This is a genomic window from Sphingomonas sanxanigenens DSM 19645 = NX02, assembly GCF_000512205.2.
Lineage (GTDB): Bacteria > Pseudomonadota > Alphaproteobacteria > Sphingomonadales > Sphingomonadaceae > Sphingomonas_D > Sphingomonas_D sanxanigenens.
The window spans coordinates 3,022,751-3,039,399 of record NZ_CP006644.1 but is presented as its reverse complement, the minus strand read 5'-3'; the positions used below and the strand labels follow the sequence as shown (position 1 = coordinate 3,039,399).

Annotated in this window: 15 protein-coding genes; 12 read left to right on the top strand and 3 right to left on the bottom strand. The window is 66.1% G+C overall.

Features of this window, described 5'->3' with window-relative positions; translation table 11 throughout:
• Nucleotides 1-28: 28 nt before the first annotated feature.
• The 5 genes from NX02_RS14015 to NX02_RS13995 all read left to right on the top strand — a co-directional run bounded on the left by NX02_RS14015 (nt 29) and on the right by NX02_RS13995 (nt 5,142).
• Nucleotides 29-1,564: a FadD3 family acyl-CoA ligase gene (locus NX02_RS14015; protein ID WP_025292826.1), complete on the top strand. Its 1,536-nt coding sequence runs from the start codon at nt 29-31 to the stop codon at nt 1,562-1,564.
• 121 nt (nt 1,565-1,685) lie between these two features.
• Entirely contained in the window at nt 1,686-2,351 is a 666-nt protein-coding gene (locus tag NX02_RS14010) for a queuosine precursor transporter (protein WP_158014253.1), read from the top strand.
• A 55-nt stretch (nt 2,352-2,406) separates the two neighbouring features.
• Entirely contained in the window at nt 2,407-3,306 is a 900-nt protein-coding gene (gene argB / locus NX02_RS14005; protein WP_025292824.1) for an acetylglutamate kinase, read from the top strand.
• 78 nt (nt 3,307-3,384) lie between these two features.
• Nucleotides 3,385-3,807 (top strand): acyl-CoA thioesterase, encoded by a 423-nt coding sequence (locus tag NX02_RS14000; protein ID WP_025292823.1) that lies wholly within the window; start codon nt 3,385-3,387, stop codon nt 3,805-3,807.
• 369 nt (nt 3,808-4,176) lie between these two features.
• Entirely contained in the window at nt 4,177-5,142 is a 966-nt protein-coding gene (locus tag NX02_RS13995; RefSeq protein ID WP_025290252.1) for an IS110 family RNA-guided transposase, read from the top strand.
• Between the two features lie 96 nt (nt 5,143-5,238).
• Here NX02_RS13995 and NX02_RS13990 read toward each other — a convergent pair whose 3' ends face one another.
• A complete protein-coding gene (locus NX02_RS13990; RefSeq protein WP_425424040.1) occupies nt 5,239-6,060 on the bottom strand; it encodes a class I SAM-dependent methyltransferase in 822 nt (273 codons plus the stop codon).
• 102 nt (nt 6,061-6,162) lie between these two features.
• On the opposite strand from NX02_RS13990, the gene NX02_RS13985 reads away from it, so the two are divergent.
• A complete protein-coding gene (locus NX02_RS13985; protein WP_025292821.1) occupies nt 6,163-6,348 on the top strand; it encodes a hypothetical protein in 186 nt (61 codons plus the stop codon).
• 200 nt (nt 6,349-6,548) lie between these two features.
• Here NX02_RS13985 and NX02_RS13980 read toward each other — a convergent pair whose 3' ends face one another.
• Nucleotides 6,549-8,780 (bottom strand): TonB-dependent receptor plug domain-containing protein, encoded by a 2,232-nt coding sequence (locus NX02_RS13980; RefSeq protein WP_025292820.1) that lies wholly within the window; start codon nt 8,778-8,780, stop codon nt 6,549-6,551.
• Nucleotides 8,781-8,980: 200 nt separating this feature from the next.
• Between NX02_RS13980 and NX02_RS13975 the strand changes: the two genes are divergently transcribed.
• The 3 genes from NX02_RS13975 (at nt 8,981) to NX02_RS13965 (ending at nt 11,388) form a co-directional block, all read left to right on the top strand.
• Complete coding sequence (locus tag NX02_RS13975; protein WP_047100039.1) at nt 8,981-10,000, top strand: phytase; 1,020 nt, start codon at nt 8,981-8,983, stop codon at nt 9,998-10,000.
• 306 nt (nt 10,001-10,306) lie between these two features.
• Nucleotides 10,307-10,963: a TetR/AcrR family transcriptional regulator gene (locus tag NX02_RS13970; RefSeq protein WP_025292818.1), complete on the top strand. Its 657-nt coding sequence runs from the start codon at nt 10,307-10,309 to the stop codon at nt 10,961-10,963.
• 41 nt (nt 10,964-11,004) lie between these two features.
• Nucleotides 11,005-11,388, top strand: a complete 384-nt coding sequence (locus NX02_RS13965) for a hypothetical protein (RefSeq protein WP_025292817.1) — start codon at nt 11,005-11,007, stop codon at nt 11,386-11,388.
• A 130-nt stretch (nt 11,389-11,518) separates the two neighbouring features.
• Here NX02_RS13965 and NX02_RS13960 read toward each other — a convergent pair whose 3' ends face one another.
• The gene (locus NX02_RS13960) at nt 11,519-13,690 is read right to left on the bottom strand and encodes a TonB-dependent receptor (protein ID WP_025292816.1); all 2,172 of its coding nucleotides are present in this window, start codon (nt 13,688-13,690) and stop codon (nt 11,519-11,521) included.
• A 441-nt stretch (nt 13,691-14,131) separates the two neighbouring features.
• Here NX02_RS13960 and NX02_RS13955 point away from each other — a divergent pair, with 441 nt between their 5' ends.
• The 3 genes from NX02_RS13955 to NX02_RS13945 all read left to right on the top strand — a co-directional run bounded on the left by NX02_RS13955 (nt 14,132) and on the right by NX02_RS13945 (nt 16,622).
• Nucleotides 14,132-14,491: a YciI family protein gene (locus NX02_RS13955; RefSeq protein WP_025292815.1), complete on the top strand. Its 360-nt coding sequence runs from the start codon at nt 14,132-14,134 to the stop codon at nt 14,489-14,491.
• Nucleotides 14,491-15,729: an RNA polymerase sigma factor gene (locus NX02_RS13950; RefSeq protein ID WP_025292814.1), complete on the top strand. Its 1,239-nt coding sequence runs from the start codon at nt 14,491-14,493 to the stop codon at nt 15,727-15,729. Before NX02_RS13955 ends, NX02_RS13950 begins: the two co-directional genes overlap by 1 nt.
• A 242-nt stretch (nt 15,730-15,971) precedes the next feature.
• Nucleotides 15,972-16,622, top strand: a complete 651-nt coding sequence (locus tag NX02_RS13945; RefSeq protein ID WP_025292813.1) for a hydrolase — start codon at nt 15,972-15,974, stop codon at nt 16,620-16,622.
• Nucleotides 16,623-16,649 lie beyond the last annotated feature (27 nt).

Sequence of the window (16,649 nt, the reverse complement as noted above, 5' to 3'; positions counted from 1 at the left end):
ACCATGATATTTCGCGAGACGAGGTGAGATGCTTCCCAACACGCTGACCATGGGCGCGCTGATCGACGAAGCCGCCGCGCGCTGGCCCGATACCGTCTTCCTGCATGAAGAGGATGGCAGGACGATCAGCTTCGCCGCCTTCCGCGATGGCGCGCGCCGCGTGTCACGCGCGCTCATCGCGCGCGGCGGCGCGCCGGGGCATCGCATCGCGATCTGGGCACCCAACAGCGCGGGCTGGGCAATCGCGGCGGCGGGCGCGGTGCAGATCGGCGTGCAGCTGATCCCGCTCAACACCCGCTTCAAGGGCGCCGAGGCCGCCGACATCCTCGCGCGCGGCGGCGTGCGCTGGCTGTTCAGCGTGCGCGACTTCCTCGGCTTCGACTATGCCGCGATGCTGGCCGGGCGCGATCTGCCGCTGCTGGAAGAGATCGTCTTCCTCGACGACGGCTTCGACGCGTGGCTGGCGGCGGGCGAGGCGATCGACGATGCCGCGATCGACGCGCGCATCGCCGCGGTTGCGCCCGACGATGTCGCGGACGTGCTGTTCACGTCGGGCACCACCGGCCGGCCCAAGGGCGCGATGAGCAGCCACATGCAGAACCTCCGTACCTTCCAGGCGTGGAGCGATGCGGTGGGGCTGCGCGAGGGCGACCGCTATCTCGTGGTCAATCCCTTCTTCCACACCTTCGGCTACAAGGCGGGCTGGATCGCGGCGCTGCTGCAGGGTGCCACCGTCTATCCGATGGCGATGTTCGACGCGGCATCCGCGCTCCGCCGCATCGCCGCGGCGCGGATCAGCGTGCTGCCGGGGCCGCCCACCATCTTCCAGTCCCTGCTCGACGCGCCCGAGCGCGCGACCGCCGACATCTCCAGCCTGCGCCTCTCGGTGACGGGCGCGGCGAGCGTGCCGCCGGTGCTGATCCGGCGGATGCGCGAGGATCTGGGCATCGACGATGTGCTGACCGCCTATGGCCTCACCGAAAGCTGCGGCTGCGTCAGCGCGACCAAGGCGGGCGATCCGGCCGAACTGGTCGCGGCGAGCTGCGGCACGCCGATCCCCGGCGTCGAGGTACGGCTGGTCGATCCGGAGGGCAGCGACGTCGCCGCCGGCGAGGCGGGCGAGCTGCTGGTGCGCGGCTTCAACGTGATGAAGGGCTATCTCGACGACCCCGCTGCCACCGCCGAGGCGATCGACGCCGAAGGCTGGCTGCGCACCGGCGACATCGCCACGCAGGATGCGCGCGGCTATCTGAAGATCACCGACCGCGCCAAGGACATGTTCATCTGCGGCGGCTTCAACTGCTACCCCGCCGAGATCGAGGCGCGTATCCTCGAACATCCCGAGGTCGCCCGCGTCGCCGTCGTCGGCCGCCCGCACGAGCGGCTGGGCGAGGTCGGCCACGCGGTGATCGTCGCCAAGCCGGGCGCGGCGCAGGATGCGGCGGCGTTCCTCGCCTGGTGCCGCGACGAAATGGCGAACTACAAGGCCCCGCGGACGGTGGAATGGGTGGCGGAACTGCCGCTGAACGCCGCGGGCAAGGTGCAGCGTTTCATGCTGAAATAGCGTTCGCCTTCTTGTCGCGTGCGACACGGGTGGTTCCATTTCCCGCCCGAACCTCTAGTCGTTGGCGTTTGACATTTGCCGGGGACCGATCGTGACTGCTGAACCCAACCCGACGGTCGCGATGCAGCGATCGTTGTTCGTCTATGCGCTGTTCTATGGCGGCATGGTCTGCATCGCCGGCGTGTTGGGCAACAAGCTGGTCTCGCTTGGGCCGGTCTCGGCGCTGGGGCCCTTGCTCGGGCTGGGGCCGCTGGCGGTGGAAGCGGGAATCTTCGCCTTCCTGCTACTCGTCGCGCTCTCCAGCGCCGTCGCCGAAATTCACGGCGCGAAGGTGGCGAACCGCCTGGTGCAGATCGGCTTCCTGCCGATGATCGCCGCGATGGCGCTGATCGAACTGGTGCTGTCGCTGCCGGCGGCGGCGAGCATGGAGGCGCCGCGGCTGGCCGCGTTCGAGACGATCCTCGGCCAGAGCGCACGGCTGATGTTCGCGGGCCTCATCGCCTATGGCACCTCGCAGACGCTCAACGTCACTGTTTTCAGCGCGCTGAAGGGGCGGGAAGGGAGCCGTCTGCTGTGGCTGCGCTCGGCGGTCGCCAGCACCCTTTCGCAGATCGTCGACACATTGCTGTTCATCACCATCGCCTTTTACGGTCTCTTCCCCATTGGCGGGGTCATCGTCGGACAGATGGTTACCAAGGTCGTGCTGTCGGTCGCGCTTGTGCCGCTGCTGATCTATGCCTTCGTCGCGATCGGGCGGCGGCTGGACGGAAGCGTGGCCGCGCGCTGAGCCGAAGCCGAAAAAGCCGTTTTCACGCGCGCGCGGAAACTCTAAGGCCGCGCGCATGACGAACAGCACCATCGATCCGGCGATGCTCGCCAAGGCCGAAACGCTCACCGAGGCGCTGCCCTACATGCAGCGCTATGCCGGGCGGACCTTCGTGGTCAAATATGGCGGCCACGCCATGGGCGATCCCGAGCTGGCGCGCGATTTCGCCGAGGATGTGGTGCTGCTCAAGGCGGTGGGCATCAACCCGATCGTCGTCCATGGCGGCGGACCGCAGATCGGCGCGATGCTCAAGCGGCTCGGCGTCGAATCGCAGTTCGTGGGCGGGTTGCGCGTGACCGACGCGGAGACCGCACACATCGCCGAAATGGTGCTGGCGGGTTCGATCAACAAGGAAATCGTCAACTGGATCGGCACCGCCGGCGGCCGCGCCGTCGGCATCTCCGGCAAGGATGCCGGGCTCGTCACCGCGCGCAAGGTGGGGCGTGACGAGGCGGACGCGCTGCAGGGGATCGAGCGTCATGTCGACCTCGGCTTCGTCGGCGAGCCGGTGGGCGTCGATCGCCGCATCCTCGATACCATGTCCGACGCGGGCGTGATCCCGGTGATCGCGCCGATCGCCAGCGGCGCGGACGGCCACACCTACAACATCAACGCCGATACGATGGCGGGGGCGATCGCCGCCGCGGTCGGCGCGTCGCGCTTCTTCCTGCTGACCGACGTCGCGGGCGTGCTCGACAAGGAGAAGAACCTCCTCACCGATCTCAATCCGGAACAGGTCGCGGCGCTGAAGGCCGACGGCACGATTTCCGGCGGCATGATCCCCAAGCTCGATACCTGCATCCACGCCGTGGAGAATGGCGTCGACGCCGCGGTCATCCTCGACGGCCGCGTGCCGCATGCGATGCTGATCGAGATCTTCACCCGGCGCGGCGCGGGCACGCTGATCCGGAAATGAGCGCCGGACGCGTCAGCTTGCTGCCGCGCAACATAATCCCTGCTGACAGCGCCGGCCGCTTACATTAGTGTAAGCACCATGTCCGCCGCTGCCCCACATCACCATCCGATCACCGTCGAGCCGGCGGACATCGATTTCATGGGGCATGTCAACAATGCCCGCTATCTTGGCTGGGTGCAGGATGCGGTGATCGCACATTGGCGCAACCTCGCGCCGGCCGAGGCGGTGGCGCAGCACCTGTGGGTCGCGCTCAAGCACGAAATCACCTACCGGAAACCCGCCTTCCTCGAGGATGAGGTGATCGCCACCGTCATCCTCGAGAAGGTGCAGGGCGCACGGGCCTTCTACGAGACGCTGATCCGCCGCGGCGAAGAGGTGCTGGCGGAAGTGAAGTCGAGCTGGTGCTGCGTCGATGCCGAAACGCTGCGCCCGGCGCGGATCGCCGCGGACATCGCGGCCCGCTTCTTCGGAGATCGGACGAGCGAACCCTCCGCCGCCTGAGGCCCGGAGCGGGGACGACTTCGCGTCAATCACTCGGATCAGGACTGTGTCCGCCCGGACGGACGCTTCCAAAGCAATCCAACACCCCACCGTTCACCCCGAGCGAAGTCGAGGGGTTGTTCGAGCGAAGCCGGGAACCGGGACCCGCCCGGAGCGGGGCCCAAAGCCGCCGTCTCGGCTGCGCTCGACGGCCCCCTTGCATCTTGCGGTCAGCCCGATCTGGTAGTCCAGAAGGGCGACCGCCGGGGGTGGCCACCCCCGGCGGTCGGACGGACGGGACCGAGTGTCCCTTGGTTCGAGCCGTAGTCGAGATCGGTCCGTCCGTCCCTTCAAGTCTGGCCTGAACAGATGAAGGGGAGCAAGTCCCGTATGCAAGGAAAGGTCGAGGACAAGTCGCTGCCGGAGGTCCATGTCGGCGTCGATGTGAGCAAGGCCAATTTGGACATCCACATTCACCCGGTGGGCGAGCAGCTGCGGGTGAGCAACGACAGTGCCGGGCATGACCGCCTGGTCGAGGTGCTCGGCCGGTTCGCGGTGAAGCTGGTGCTGATGGAGCCGACGTCGCGCTATCATCGGGACGTCCAACGCCATCTGCATGATGCCGGACTGCCGGTGGCGCTCGTCAATCCGCTGAGGGCCAGGCTGTTCGCCGAGGCTGCCGGCAAACTCGCCAAGACCGATGCGATCGATGCCGCCATGCTGGCATTGATGGCCGATCGCTTCGGCCTCTCGGCATCCGAGCCGGTGAGCCGGCGGCAGGAGGAGCTTCAGGAACTCGTCAGCGCCCGCACCGCGGCGCTCGCCGAACAGACCGCGCTGCGCAACAGGCTCAGCGTCACGCAGGGCAGCTTCCTCAAGAGCGAACATAAAAGAAGGCTGAGCTCGATCGCCACGCATATCGATCGCATCGAGGTGAAGATCGAGGAACTGATCAAGGCTGATGCCGAGATGACGCGCAAAGCCAAAATCCTGCGATCCATCCCCGCCATCGGCCCCATCAGCACCCAGGCCTTCCTCTCATACCTCCACGAACTCGGCCGCATTACCAACAAGCAGGCCGCAGCCCTCGTCGGCCTCGCGCCCTTCGCCCGCGACAGCGGCGGCATGCGCGGCAAGCGATCCATACGCGGCGGACGCGCCGAGCTCAGATCCACCCTCTACATGGCCGCGCTCGTCGCCAGCCGCCGCAACCCCGACTTGAAGCGCTTCTACGATGGCCTTCTCGCGCGCGGAAAAGCTCCAAAGCTCGCCCTCATCGCCGTCGCACGAAAACTCGTCGCGCTTGCCAACACCCTCATCACCAAAAATCGCGTGTGGGCGCCCAAACCCGCTTGACCTGGAAGACAGATGCTCGACTTCGCTCGGGGCGAACGGAGTGAGGGGGTGCCGATTGGACAGGCACGAGATCCGCGGCGGCGGATGATCCCGCCGCTACCGCTTCGGCTTCTGGAACTTGAGCGTCATCCGGTCGCTCTCGCCGATCGCCAGATATTTCTCGCGATCGACATCCTTCTTCGCCAGCGCCGGCGGCAGCGTCCATACCCCATCTGGCCAGTCCGCGCTGTCCTTCGGATTGGCGTTGATCTCGGATTCATCGATCAGCTTGAACCCGGCCTTTTCGGCGAGCGCGATCACGGTCGACCGCTTGACGTAGCCGCTCTTCTTTTCGAGCGCGATGTCGCGGTTTTCGGGCAGGCGGTGGTCGACCACGCCCAGCACGCCGCCGGGCTTGAGGACGCGATAGAAAGCGGCGAAATTATCGTCGGCGGCGGTGCCGCCGCTCATGATCATGTTGTGGACGTTGCGGAAGGTCAGCACCTTGTCCGCGCTGCCATCGGGGATTGCCGCGGAAGAGGGCGGCCATGCGACGAGCTTGGCCTTGGCATAGGCGGCCGGCGCACCGCCGAACTTGGTCTTGAGCGCGTCGAGCCCGCGCGTGCCCGGCTGCGCGGCATAATAGGCTCCCTTGGTCGCAAGATAGGGCGCGAGGATCTCGGTGTACCAGCCGCCGCCGCCGGGATTATATTCCACGACCGTGTCGGTAGGGGCGACACCGAAGAAGGCGAGCGTCTCGGCCGGGTGGCGATATTTATCGCGCGCCCGGTTGGCTTCGCTGCGGTTGGACCCGGCGATCGCCGTCGCCAGCGCCTGCGCATCTGTGCCCGGCGCCTTCGTCTCGCTCGCCAGGATCGCAGCGCCGCTGCCCGCAGTGACCACCAGCAGCGCCGCCGCCGCCAGCAAAGCATTCCGCATCATCATCCTCCACCCATGTTTTTGTCGGGGCGGGGACTTTCGTCCCCTTGTCTGCAACCTATCTGGAAGAGGCGAGGAAACACAAGTCGAAGGCGGGGTAATTTGCAGACGGAATTATGGGCGGTCAGCGGCATCGCTGCGACGGTGGCGGGCATCGCCGCCTTCGCCGATCGCCGTCGCCTGACGCGCGAAGACCTCGATCGGGTGGGTATCATGCCGTGGCCCGGCGTGCTGGTGGCGGCGATGCTGACCGCGATCGTGGCGGCGGCGCTCGCGGTGAAGGGGTAGGAACAGAGAAAGCCCTCGCCCCTTTGGGGAGAGGGACAGGTCCGCGCAGCGGACCAGGGAGAGGGGCAGTCGCGCCAAGCGTAGACGTCTGACAGGTTCGCCCGAATTTGGCTGGCCGGGCAGCAGTACCGCGCCCTCCGAACCTTTACGCGTCGCGCGACTCCCCCTCTCCCCGAAGGGGAGAGGGGGGCAGAGGCCCGTTAAAACGCGGCGCGCAGCGTCACCTGAAACAGCGGGCCGGACTTCTCGCGCTCGATCTCATATTCGTCGAGGTCGCCAGCGGCGCGGTTGGCGATGATCTCGTCGAGCGAATCCCCGTCATATTTGCGGAAGTCTTCCTTCTTCTGGCGGTCGAGCAGGTTCTGCACCGAGCCGCGCAGCACGAAATTCTTGCCGATGCGCTTTTCGACGAACAATTCGAGGTCGGGATCGTAGCGCAGGTCGATCGTCTCGTCGAAGTTGTACTCGCGCGCCTTGCTGCGGCCGGAAATGGTCGCGCCGAAGCTGGCGTCGATCGTCCGCACCGTCTGGATGAAGCCCAGATTGTAGACATGGTGCGGCTGGTTGTTGAAGCGGCGCTTCTCGCCGGTGAACGGGTCGGTCGTCTCGCTGTCCAGATAGGTGTAGTTTGCGAACAGGCCGGTGTCGGGCAAGCCGAACGCGGTCAGCGGCGCGGAGAAATCGATCTCCATGCCCCAGGTGTCGCCATCGCCGATGTTGCGCGGCGTGTAGACGTTGCCGCCCATGTCGCTGTCCGCGATCCGCACCAGTTCGGTCAGATCCTTGATGTTGCGGTAGAAGAAGTTGATGCCGACGATACCGCTGGTCCCCAACCGGCGCTCATAGCCGACGTCCACGCCCCAGGCGCGTTCGTTCCTGAGTTCGGGGTTGCCGATCGTCACATCCTCGTCGCCCGGGCTCTCCTCCTCCTCGAACGGAGAGAGCAGGCCGTAGTTCGGGCGGCGGACCGTGCGCGCCACCGAGGCGCGGAACTGGTCGCGCGTGGTGGGGGCGTAGCGGACGTGCAGCGACGGGTTGAGCATCTCGGTGTCGTAGGATGCATCGTCGATATCCTCGCCGGTCACGTCGCGGCGGGTGATCTCGTAACGCAGGCCGGCATCGACGCTGAACGTCGTGCTCGGCTCATAGGTCAGCCGCACATAGGGATCGTAGCGGTCTTCCTTGATGGTGAACTCGCCCGCCAGGAAGTCGCCGTCGTTCAGGCCATTGCGCTTCTTGTGCAGCAGATCGACGCCCGCCTTCACCTTGAGCGGCGAATCCTTGCCGAAGGTGAGGCTGATCGTGCCGGTATACTCGTCATCCTTGATGTTGAGCGTCTCTTCATCGTCGAGTTCGAGGTCGGTGAGATCATCCTCATTCTCGCCGACGAACACCGTCGAGGTCGAATCCTCGCGAAAGCCGGACCAGCCGGCGGCGAGGCCGAGCTCGACGCCGCCCAGCGGCACGATCGCGTCCATGCCGAGCGAATAGGTCTGCTGGTTGATCTCTTCGTGCTGCACCTCGATGCCGTCGAAATCGAGATCCTCGCCCTCGAGCGTGACCGAACTCTCGTCCTCGTCGCGGTCGGTGTCGACGAAGAAGCCCGAGAAGCGGATGCGGCCATCGTCGCCGAAGCGATGCGTCAGCTCGAGATTGCCGGAAAGGTCGCTGCCGTCGCGGGTATCGTCCTGCAGCTCGGTGTTATCGAACTCGGGATCGTCGGTGTAGGGCGCGCCCGTCGTCGGCGTGTCGCCGAAGCGGTAGGAGACCTTCTTCTTGGGGTTGCGGCGCTCCTGATAGTTCAGGCCGGCCCAGATCGTCGTGTCCTCACCGATGCTCGTCGCATAGGCGATCGCGCCCGAAGGGCGGACCTTGCCATCCTCGTTGATCAGCGCGCCGGCCTTGGCGAAGCCGCCCTCGAAACTGACCGACTCCTTGGTGATGATGTTGAGCGTGCCGGCGATGCCTTCGCTCGGCTGGTCGGCGCGCGGTGCGCGGACGATCTCGATGCGCTCGACCAGTTCGGCCGGAATGCGGTCGACGAAGAAGCTGCGGTCGGCCTCGCCGCCGGGCGCGCGGCGGCCGTTGATCAGCACCTGGGTGAAGCCCGGCGGCAGGCCGCGCATCTGGACGCCGTCATATTCCAGCACGTCCGACGTGAAGGTCACGCCCGGCACGCGCTTCAGCATCTCGCCCACCGAGACCGGCTCGAAACGCTGGAAATATTCGAGGTCGTAGGAAAGCACCGGGTTGGCATCGTCGGTACGGTTGCGGAAGCTGATCTGGCCGTTGACGATGATGTCGCTGGCGCGGACCGGGTCGGCTTCCTCCTGCGGCGTACCCGCATCGGTCGGCAATTCCTGCGCGACGGCGGGCATGGCGAAGATGAGCGGCAGCGCAACGCCGCCAAGCAGCAGCAGTTTCTTGGTCACTGAATTCCCCTTTTTCGGCAAGACACCGAAATTGACCGCCGCGGTTTGAGATGTATGAGCGGCGCGATCGAGCCGGCCAGTGGAGAATTTGCGTGACGCAGACCCTACAGTTTTGTTTCAGGTCGGTGACGACTGCGTTGCTTCTTTGCACCGTGGCGGCCTGCGGCGGCGGTGAAACTGCCGACAACGCGTTGACGAACATGGGGAATGTGTCGGAATCGGCGCCTGCGGCGACGCCCGCGCCGATCGTCACCGCCGAAGTGACCGCGCGCGGTGAGACCGATGTCGTCGGCACCGCCAACGCCGATGCGGCGGACGACCCCGCGATCTGGCGCGACCCGGCGGACCCGGCGAAGAGCCTGATCGTCGCCACCGACAAGAAGGCCGGCCTCTATGTCTATGGGCTGGACGGCAAGACGCGTTCCTTCATCAAGACCGGCCGGGTCAACAATGTCGACCTGCGCGCCGACGTGGCGATCGGCGGCACCGACGGCGTGCTGGTGGTGGCAAGCGACCGCAGCGACGAGGCCAATGCCCGGGTCGCGCTGTTCCGGCTCGACACCGCCACCGCGAAGCTCACCGCGCTCGGCACGGTGCCGTCGATCGAGGGGGAGGCCTATGGCATGTGCCTCTATCGCGACGCCGGCGCGCTCTATGCGTTCATGGTCACCAAGGAAGGCGGCATCGGCCAGGTCGCGCTCGACCTCACCGGTGCCCAGCCCGTGGGGCGCCTGGTCCGCCGCCTGAAGGTCGGCAGCCAGGCCGAGGGCTGCGTCGTCGATGAACGGACGCATCGCCTGTATGTCGCCGAGGAGGATGTCGGTCTCTGGCGCTTCGACGCGCGGCCGACGGGCGCCGCAGAGGCGGTGTCGATCGCCAAGGTCGACAAGCAGCGGCTGTTCGACGATGTCGAGGGACTGGCGATCGCGAGCGATGGTAGCGAGGGCGATGGCGGCTATCTCGTCGTCTCCAGCCAGGGCGACAATGCCTATGCGCTCTACCGGCTGGCCGACGATGCCTATGTCGGCCGCTTCCGCATCGCCAAGGGCAGGTTCGGTTCGACCGAGGAGACCGACGGCATCGAGGTGATCGTCGGCGATTTCGGTCCTGCCTTCCCCGGCGGCATCATGATCGCGCAGGACGGCGAGAACGCGCCGGCCGCGCAGAATTTCAAGCTTGTCGCGTGGGACGATGTGCTGAAGGCGCTCAAGCTGAAATAGCGAAGCGCAGGAGCGGGCAAACCCGTTTTCAAGCGGGTTCGCAGGACATCGATCGCTCCCCGGCATCGAAGCTTGTCGCGGGGCCGCCGACGTCATGAGATGCCGGGGCCATAGCTGAGCGCCCCATGTGGATCGGGGCACTGTCCCCTGCGCGCCGCGGGCGCCCGCCTGGCGTCTCGACACCCTGATGCAATCAGAAAGCCTCGACTCATCCCGGTTAACCGCTCGGGTCATCGAGCCACGATTGCGGGCAGGTGTCACTAAGAGGCATTGAAAATGTCACTTAGTGACAAGAGTCGGAATGCTATGGATCGGGACGAAACACGGCTGAGGATCTCGCGTGAAGCGGCGCGGCTGTTTCTGGAGCGCGGTGTCGCAGAGACCGGCGGCGATGCCATCGCTGCGGCCGCCGCTGTCTCGACGAGGACCGTGTGGCGCCATTTCCGCAACAAGGAGAGCTGCATCGAACCGGTACTGGTCACGTCGATCCAGCGCTTCGCGAGAATAATGGACGAATGGCCCCTCGATGTGTCGCTCGAGGACCATCTTCGCATCGCCATGCCCGTCGGCGGGGAATCCCCGCGCCTGATCGCGGACGGCACGTTGGCGGTGAAGCTCGTCGCGCTGTGCGCCCAGGAGCCTGACATCCGTGCGATATGGCTGGACGCCTATCATTTGCTTGAAGTGCGTTTTCACGCGGTGATCGCCCGTCGGAGCAATCGTTCGACGCTGGATTTCGACGTGCGAATGTGCGCCGCGACAATCGTCGCGGCGATCAGGATCATCGATCAGGCCATCAGCATCGCGGCCGTCAGCGGCGGCCAGTCTTACGCCGCGGTCGAGCTCGCCGAACTGATGTCAGGCGCGATCCGCAAGGCTGCGACCTTGCCGGTCTGCGATCCGGTCCCGCGCGCGATCTTTCGATTCGCTGCCGGTGATCGCGCGGGCGCCGATCGCGCTTGACGCAAATCCCGGTACCAGGATCCACAACGCAGGAGAGTAACATGCGTATATCTACCCCGACCGGATATCGCCGGGCATCGCAACGGCCGATCGGCCTCTATCGGACTGCCTTGGTGGCGATCGCCGCCCTTCTGGGCGTGGGTGTCGCCGGTGATGCATCGGCTCAGATCGACTGGGGTCGCTCCGCCGAACGGGAAGACAGCAGAACCTGCGAACGTATTGGTGCGGACAGGGGCAAGGAATATACCCGATGCATGCTCAACCAGCAGCGTCGCCGAGATAACGCGCCGCTCTATGCCGCCGAGCAACAGCGTAACAATGCCGAAGCTGCTCGGAACAATGTGGAAACCGTCCGCAGGATCCGCTGTAACCGCGAAGCCAAGCGCGCGCGTGAACGCGGCGAACGCCCGCTGCCCTGCGCATAAGGCGACGATATCAGGATAGCAGCCGGGGCCGTATCGTCTGCGCCTTGCCGTGCCGGGCGGCCGCAGAGCGGGCCGTGGGGGTGGAGACTTCAACCTCTCCACCCCTACGAGCCGACCTCCGCCTCTTGGCCTAGAAGTCGACCGACGCGGAAATCTTGTAGGTGCGCGGCATGCCCTGCAGCAGCGCGGTGCCGAAGGAGCCGAAGGCGGACGACCAGTACCGCTTGTCAGCGACATTATCGACGTTGAAGCGCAGCGTCAGCGGGTTCTCCGCCACCGGCACGACATAGCGCGCGCCGAGGTCGAAGCGGGTCCAGCCAGGCAGTTCCAGCGTGTTCTCCGGGTTCACCATCTGCTTGCCGGTGCGCACGACGCGGCCGGTGAGCGTGGTGCCGGGCAGGAAGGGCAGATCCCATTCGACATTGGCGTTGGCAAGATAGTCCGGCACGCCGATCGCGTCGTTGCCCTCGTTCAGCCCGCCCGCGGTGCGGCGCAGCTTGGCGTCGTTGATCGATCCGCCGGCGATGATGCGCAGCCCTTCCACCGGTTCCCCATCGACGCTGAGTTCGATGCCGCGGTTGCGCTGCTCGCCGAAGATGCCGAAGGTCACCGCGTCCGGATTGCCCGGGATCGGCGTCGAGACGCTGTACGCGCTCGGCCGCTCGGTCTGGAACGCCGCCACCGACATGTTGAAGCGGCCGAGGCTGAGCTTGCCGCCCACCTCATATTGCTTCGACTTGAAGGGCGGGAACGCCTCGCCCGGATTGATGATGTTGGCGCCGTTGGGGGCGGTATCGCCCTGGACGAGCGCCTCGATCCGGTTGGCGAAGATCGAGAGCCCGTCTGTTGGCTTCACCACCACGCCGATGACCGGGGTCGCCGCATCCTCGTCATAGCGGCTTTCGAACGCGCCGGTGGCATAGGCGTAGCGTGTCACCCTGATCGTCTGCAGCCGCAGGCCGGCGGTGACGAGGATGCGATCGTCGAGGAAGCCCATGGTGTCCGAAGCGAAGGCGCTGGCCAGCCGGTTGCGCTGGATCGGGAAGGGATTGTCGAGGTTGCCGCCGGCGAACGATCTGCCGGGGTAGGCCACCTGCGGTGTATCATAGAGGTTGGTTGCGAAGCCGGTACGAAAATCGAAGGCGTTGCGGTTGACCTGCCAGATGTAGGAACCGCCGAAGTTGAATTCGTTGGTGATCCCGCCCGCGTCCAGCTTCACCCGCAGTCCGGCCTGTGCGGCTTCGTTATTGTCCGTGCGCGGGATGTAGCTTGCACTGCCATTCGCCGCGCCGGTGACGATGTCGGTTACGGTGATGCCGTCATAGACGCCGTCCTCATAGCCGTCGCGCGCGCCGAACGAGGCATAGAGCATCGCGCTGTCGCTCAGATCATATTCCGCACGGACGGTGCCGAAAATGTCGCGCAGATCGGTATAGGCGAACGTCTGGCCATAATTATGATCGGATTTCGGCACGCGCGGAATCGCGGTCACGCCGGCGGCAAGCCCGACGGTCGGGCGCAGGTTGCGCACCTTGACGCGCTGATAGGCGAGATCGACGAACACGCGCGCCTTGTCGCTGCGCCAGTCGAACGAGGCGCCGATCACCACCGACCGGCGATATTCGTCGTCGATCGCGACATCGCCGCCGCGCAGCGCGCCGTTGATGCGGACGCCGAACGAACCGTCGCCCAGTCGCCGCGCAACGTCGAAGCTGCCGCCGACATGGCCGGTGGAGGTGTAGTTGGCGGTGGCGCGGGTGAGCGGCTGGTCGCCCGCCTGCTTGGTGATCAGGTTGACGCTGCCGCCGATGCCCGAGCCACCCGGTGCCGCGCCGTTGAGAAAGGCGGTGGCGCCGTTCAGCACCTGCACCTGCTGATAGAGTTCGGGCGCGACGAGTTGACGCGGGGTGAGTCCGTAGAGGCCGTTCATGCCGATATCGTCGCCAAACAGCGCGAAGCCACGGATCACGAACTGCTCGGAGGCATTGCCGAAGCCATAGGTCGTCCGCACCGACGGATCGTTCTCCAGCACCTGGCCGAGCGTCTGCGGCTGCTGGTTGAGGATCAGAGTCTCGCTGTAGCTCTTGACGCTGAACGGAACGTCGCCGGCATCCTTGTCGCCCAGGATGCCGATCTGGCCGCCGCGGATCACCTGCGTGCGGTTCTCGCGCTGTGCGGTCACGACGATCTCACCGCTGTCAGCCGCCGCCGGGGCAGGCGCGGCCTGCGCATGGACGGCAGCGGGCATGAGCGCGGCCGAGGAAACGAGCAGCGCACGGAAGCAGGTATGAGCGATCGACATGGAGGTCCCTTTTGCAGCGGCCGCGCCCTTCGTGGGGTATGGCTCGGTCCCGCCGGGAATTAGTGCAACTCACTCGCATAAGCAAGTTATCGGCCGCCGCGACAGGTCGACGGGTGGCCATTGCGGGGGCCGCAAAGCGCACGAAAACATGATCGATCAAGGCAGTGCTGAACCGGGATGGTCATGCGTCTCGGGCGACCGGCGCGTGGCGCCACGGCCTGCTCTGCTGGCCGCTCTTCCCAGAGCGACAGGGTCAGCCTTGACCTCGAGCGCCCGCCGGTGATCATCGGCGCGATCTGCAACGCGCCGATGATCGCAACCTTTTGGCCCCGGCCTGTCGAAACTCGCTGTGCTCGCGGCACATGCAGTTGAGCGGCGTTGGCCGCTCGGCCATCGACAGCGGGTTGGTGGTCGGACATCATCGGACGGAAGGCGATCCACATGCACTACATGCTGCTCTTCAATGAGACCGCGGAGGAGATGCGCAAGCGCACCGATCCGGCGCTGGCAGACACCTATTGGGGCGGTTGGAACGCTTATATGGGCGCGATCGGCCAGGCTGGCGCCATGGTCAGCGGAAATGGACTGCAACCTCCGGAGGCGGGCACCACGTTGCGGGTGGAGAACGGCATGCGCCATGTGGCCGATGGCCCGTTCGCAGACACCAAGGAGATGCTCGGCGGCTACGTGGTTCTCGACGTTCCGGACCTTGATGCGGCGCTCGAATGGGCCGCCCGCGCGCCGTGCGTTAGCGCTGGCTCGGTCGAGATCCGCCCCGTTTTGCCATCCCCCGCCAATTGATGGACGATGCGCGCCGCAACGCCGCCGCCCTGGCGACGCTGGCGGCGCGCGACTCCTATGGCAAGCTGCTCTCGATCCTGGTCTCGCGGACGCGCGACATCGCCGCCGCCGAAGACGCCCTGTCCGACGCATTCGCGGCTGCGCTCGCGCAATGGCCGCGCGATGGCGTGCCGTCCAATCCGGTTGGGTGGCTGCTCACTGTTGCGCGGCGAAGTGTCGGGCACGCCGCCGGCCGGCGGCAAACCGCCGAGCGTGGGGCGGAGCTGGTCCGAATGCTTTATGACGAGCGCGCCGATATCATGGCGAACGAGTTTGGCGACGAGCGGCTCAAGCTCATGTTCGTATGCACGCATCCCGCGATCGCGCAGGATGTGCAGACGCCGCTGATGCTCCAGACGGTGCTGGGCCTCGACGCTGCGCGGATCGCGGCGAGCTTCCTGGTGTCCGGTGCGTCGATGGGGCAACGGCTCGTCCGCGCCAAGCGACGCATCCGCGACGCCGGGTTCGCTTTCGTGATTCCTGATTCCGCAGAGGTTCCGGCACGCCTGTCCGCAGTCCTCTCCGCGATCTATGCCGCCTATGGCACGGCTTGGGACGACGTCGCGGGCGCCGACGCGCGGCTGGCAGGGCTTGCCGAAGAGGCCATCTGGCTCGCGCGGTTGACGGTTCAGCTCGCGCCGGATCAGCCCGAAGCGCTTGGGCTGTTGTCGCTGGTGCTTCACTGTGAAGCGCGCGGTGCCGCGCGACGCGACGCGGATGGTCGCTTCATAGCGCTGCGCGACCAGGACATGTCGCTGTGGTCGCACGCCCTGATCATGGAGGCAGAGGCGACGCTGCGCGCGGCCGCGCGCCTGCTCGCGCCGGGACGCTTCCAGACCGAGGCGGCAATCCAGTCGCTGCACGTGCAGCAGCGGATGACCGGCGAACGCCTGACCCGCCCGCTGGTGCGGCTTTACGACGTTCTCGCCAGCTTCGCACCGACCACCGGCGTTCTCGTCGCACGCGCCGTCGCTGTCGCGGAAGGCGGCGATCCCGCCGCTGCGCTCCAACTGCTGGATGGCATCGAAGGCGCGAGGACCTATCAGCCCTGGTGGGCGGCGCGGGCCCGGACACTCTGGTTGGCGAACCAGGCGGTTGCCGCGCGCGACGCCGCCATCATGGCGGCCGGCCTCAGCAGCGATCCAGCCATTCGCCGCTTCCTGCTCGAAGGCGGGTATGGCGACCCGCCCGGCAACTGATCTCCCCCCCGCGCCGAAACGTCTGTCGAAATCGGTGATCCAGGCCGCAATCGGGGACATATCGGGGTTGCATGAAGGCCGGCCGGACACGGTTGCGGTTCGAATCAGCGCCGTTGAATGTCCCGCATCGTGGCGAAGCGACCGCAAGATCGGCACCATCGCGGCAGCTTTCACGCCGCACCGCCCGGGCGCGTCCACTACAGCCGCTTGTGAAGCACGCCCCCAGATAAAAGGATGGTATCATGGCTCCTCGTAACGGCCTCGACTCGCTTCTTCGTCCTGAAGATTCTGTTCTTGTTCTCATCGACCATCAACCCTATCAGCTGGCCAATCTGAACAGCCACGATCCCCAAGCGGTCGTCAACAACACGACCGCGCTTGCCAAGGTCGCCAAGGTATTCGGCGTGCCGACGATCCTTACCAGCGTGGTTGCTGCCCGCGGTGGGGTCATCTTCCCCCATGTCACCGAAGTGTTTCCCGATCAGGAGGTGATCGATCGAACCTTCATCAACACCTGGGAAGACCCCAAGGTCGTCGATGCGGTGAAGGCCACCGGCCGCAAGCAACTGATCATCGCCGGTCTGTGGACCGAGATCTGCGTCGCCATGCCGGCGATCCAGGCCGCGGGCGAAGGCTGGGACGTGACCGTCATCACCGACGCCTCGGGTGGCACCTCGCTGGAGGCGCATGAGGTGTCGATCCAGCGCATGATCGCGGCGGGCGTCAACATGATGACGTGGCTCGCCCTCGCATCCGAATGGCAGCGCGACTGGGCGCGTACCGATACCGCCGGTCCGCTGAACGATGCGCTCAAATATCACATCGGCGGAAGCGCGATCGCCTATCTGTGGGAGCAGCAGTTGCTCAACACGCCGGTGCCGGACGCCGCCTGACCCCCGGCGGGGATGGCAGGCGGCCTG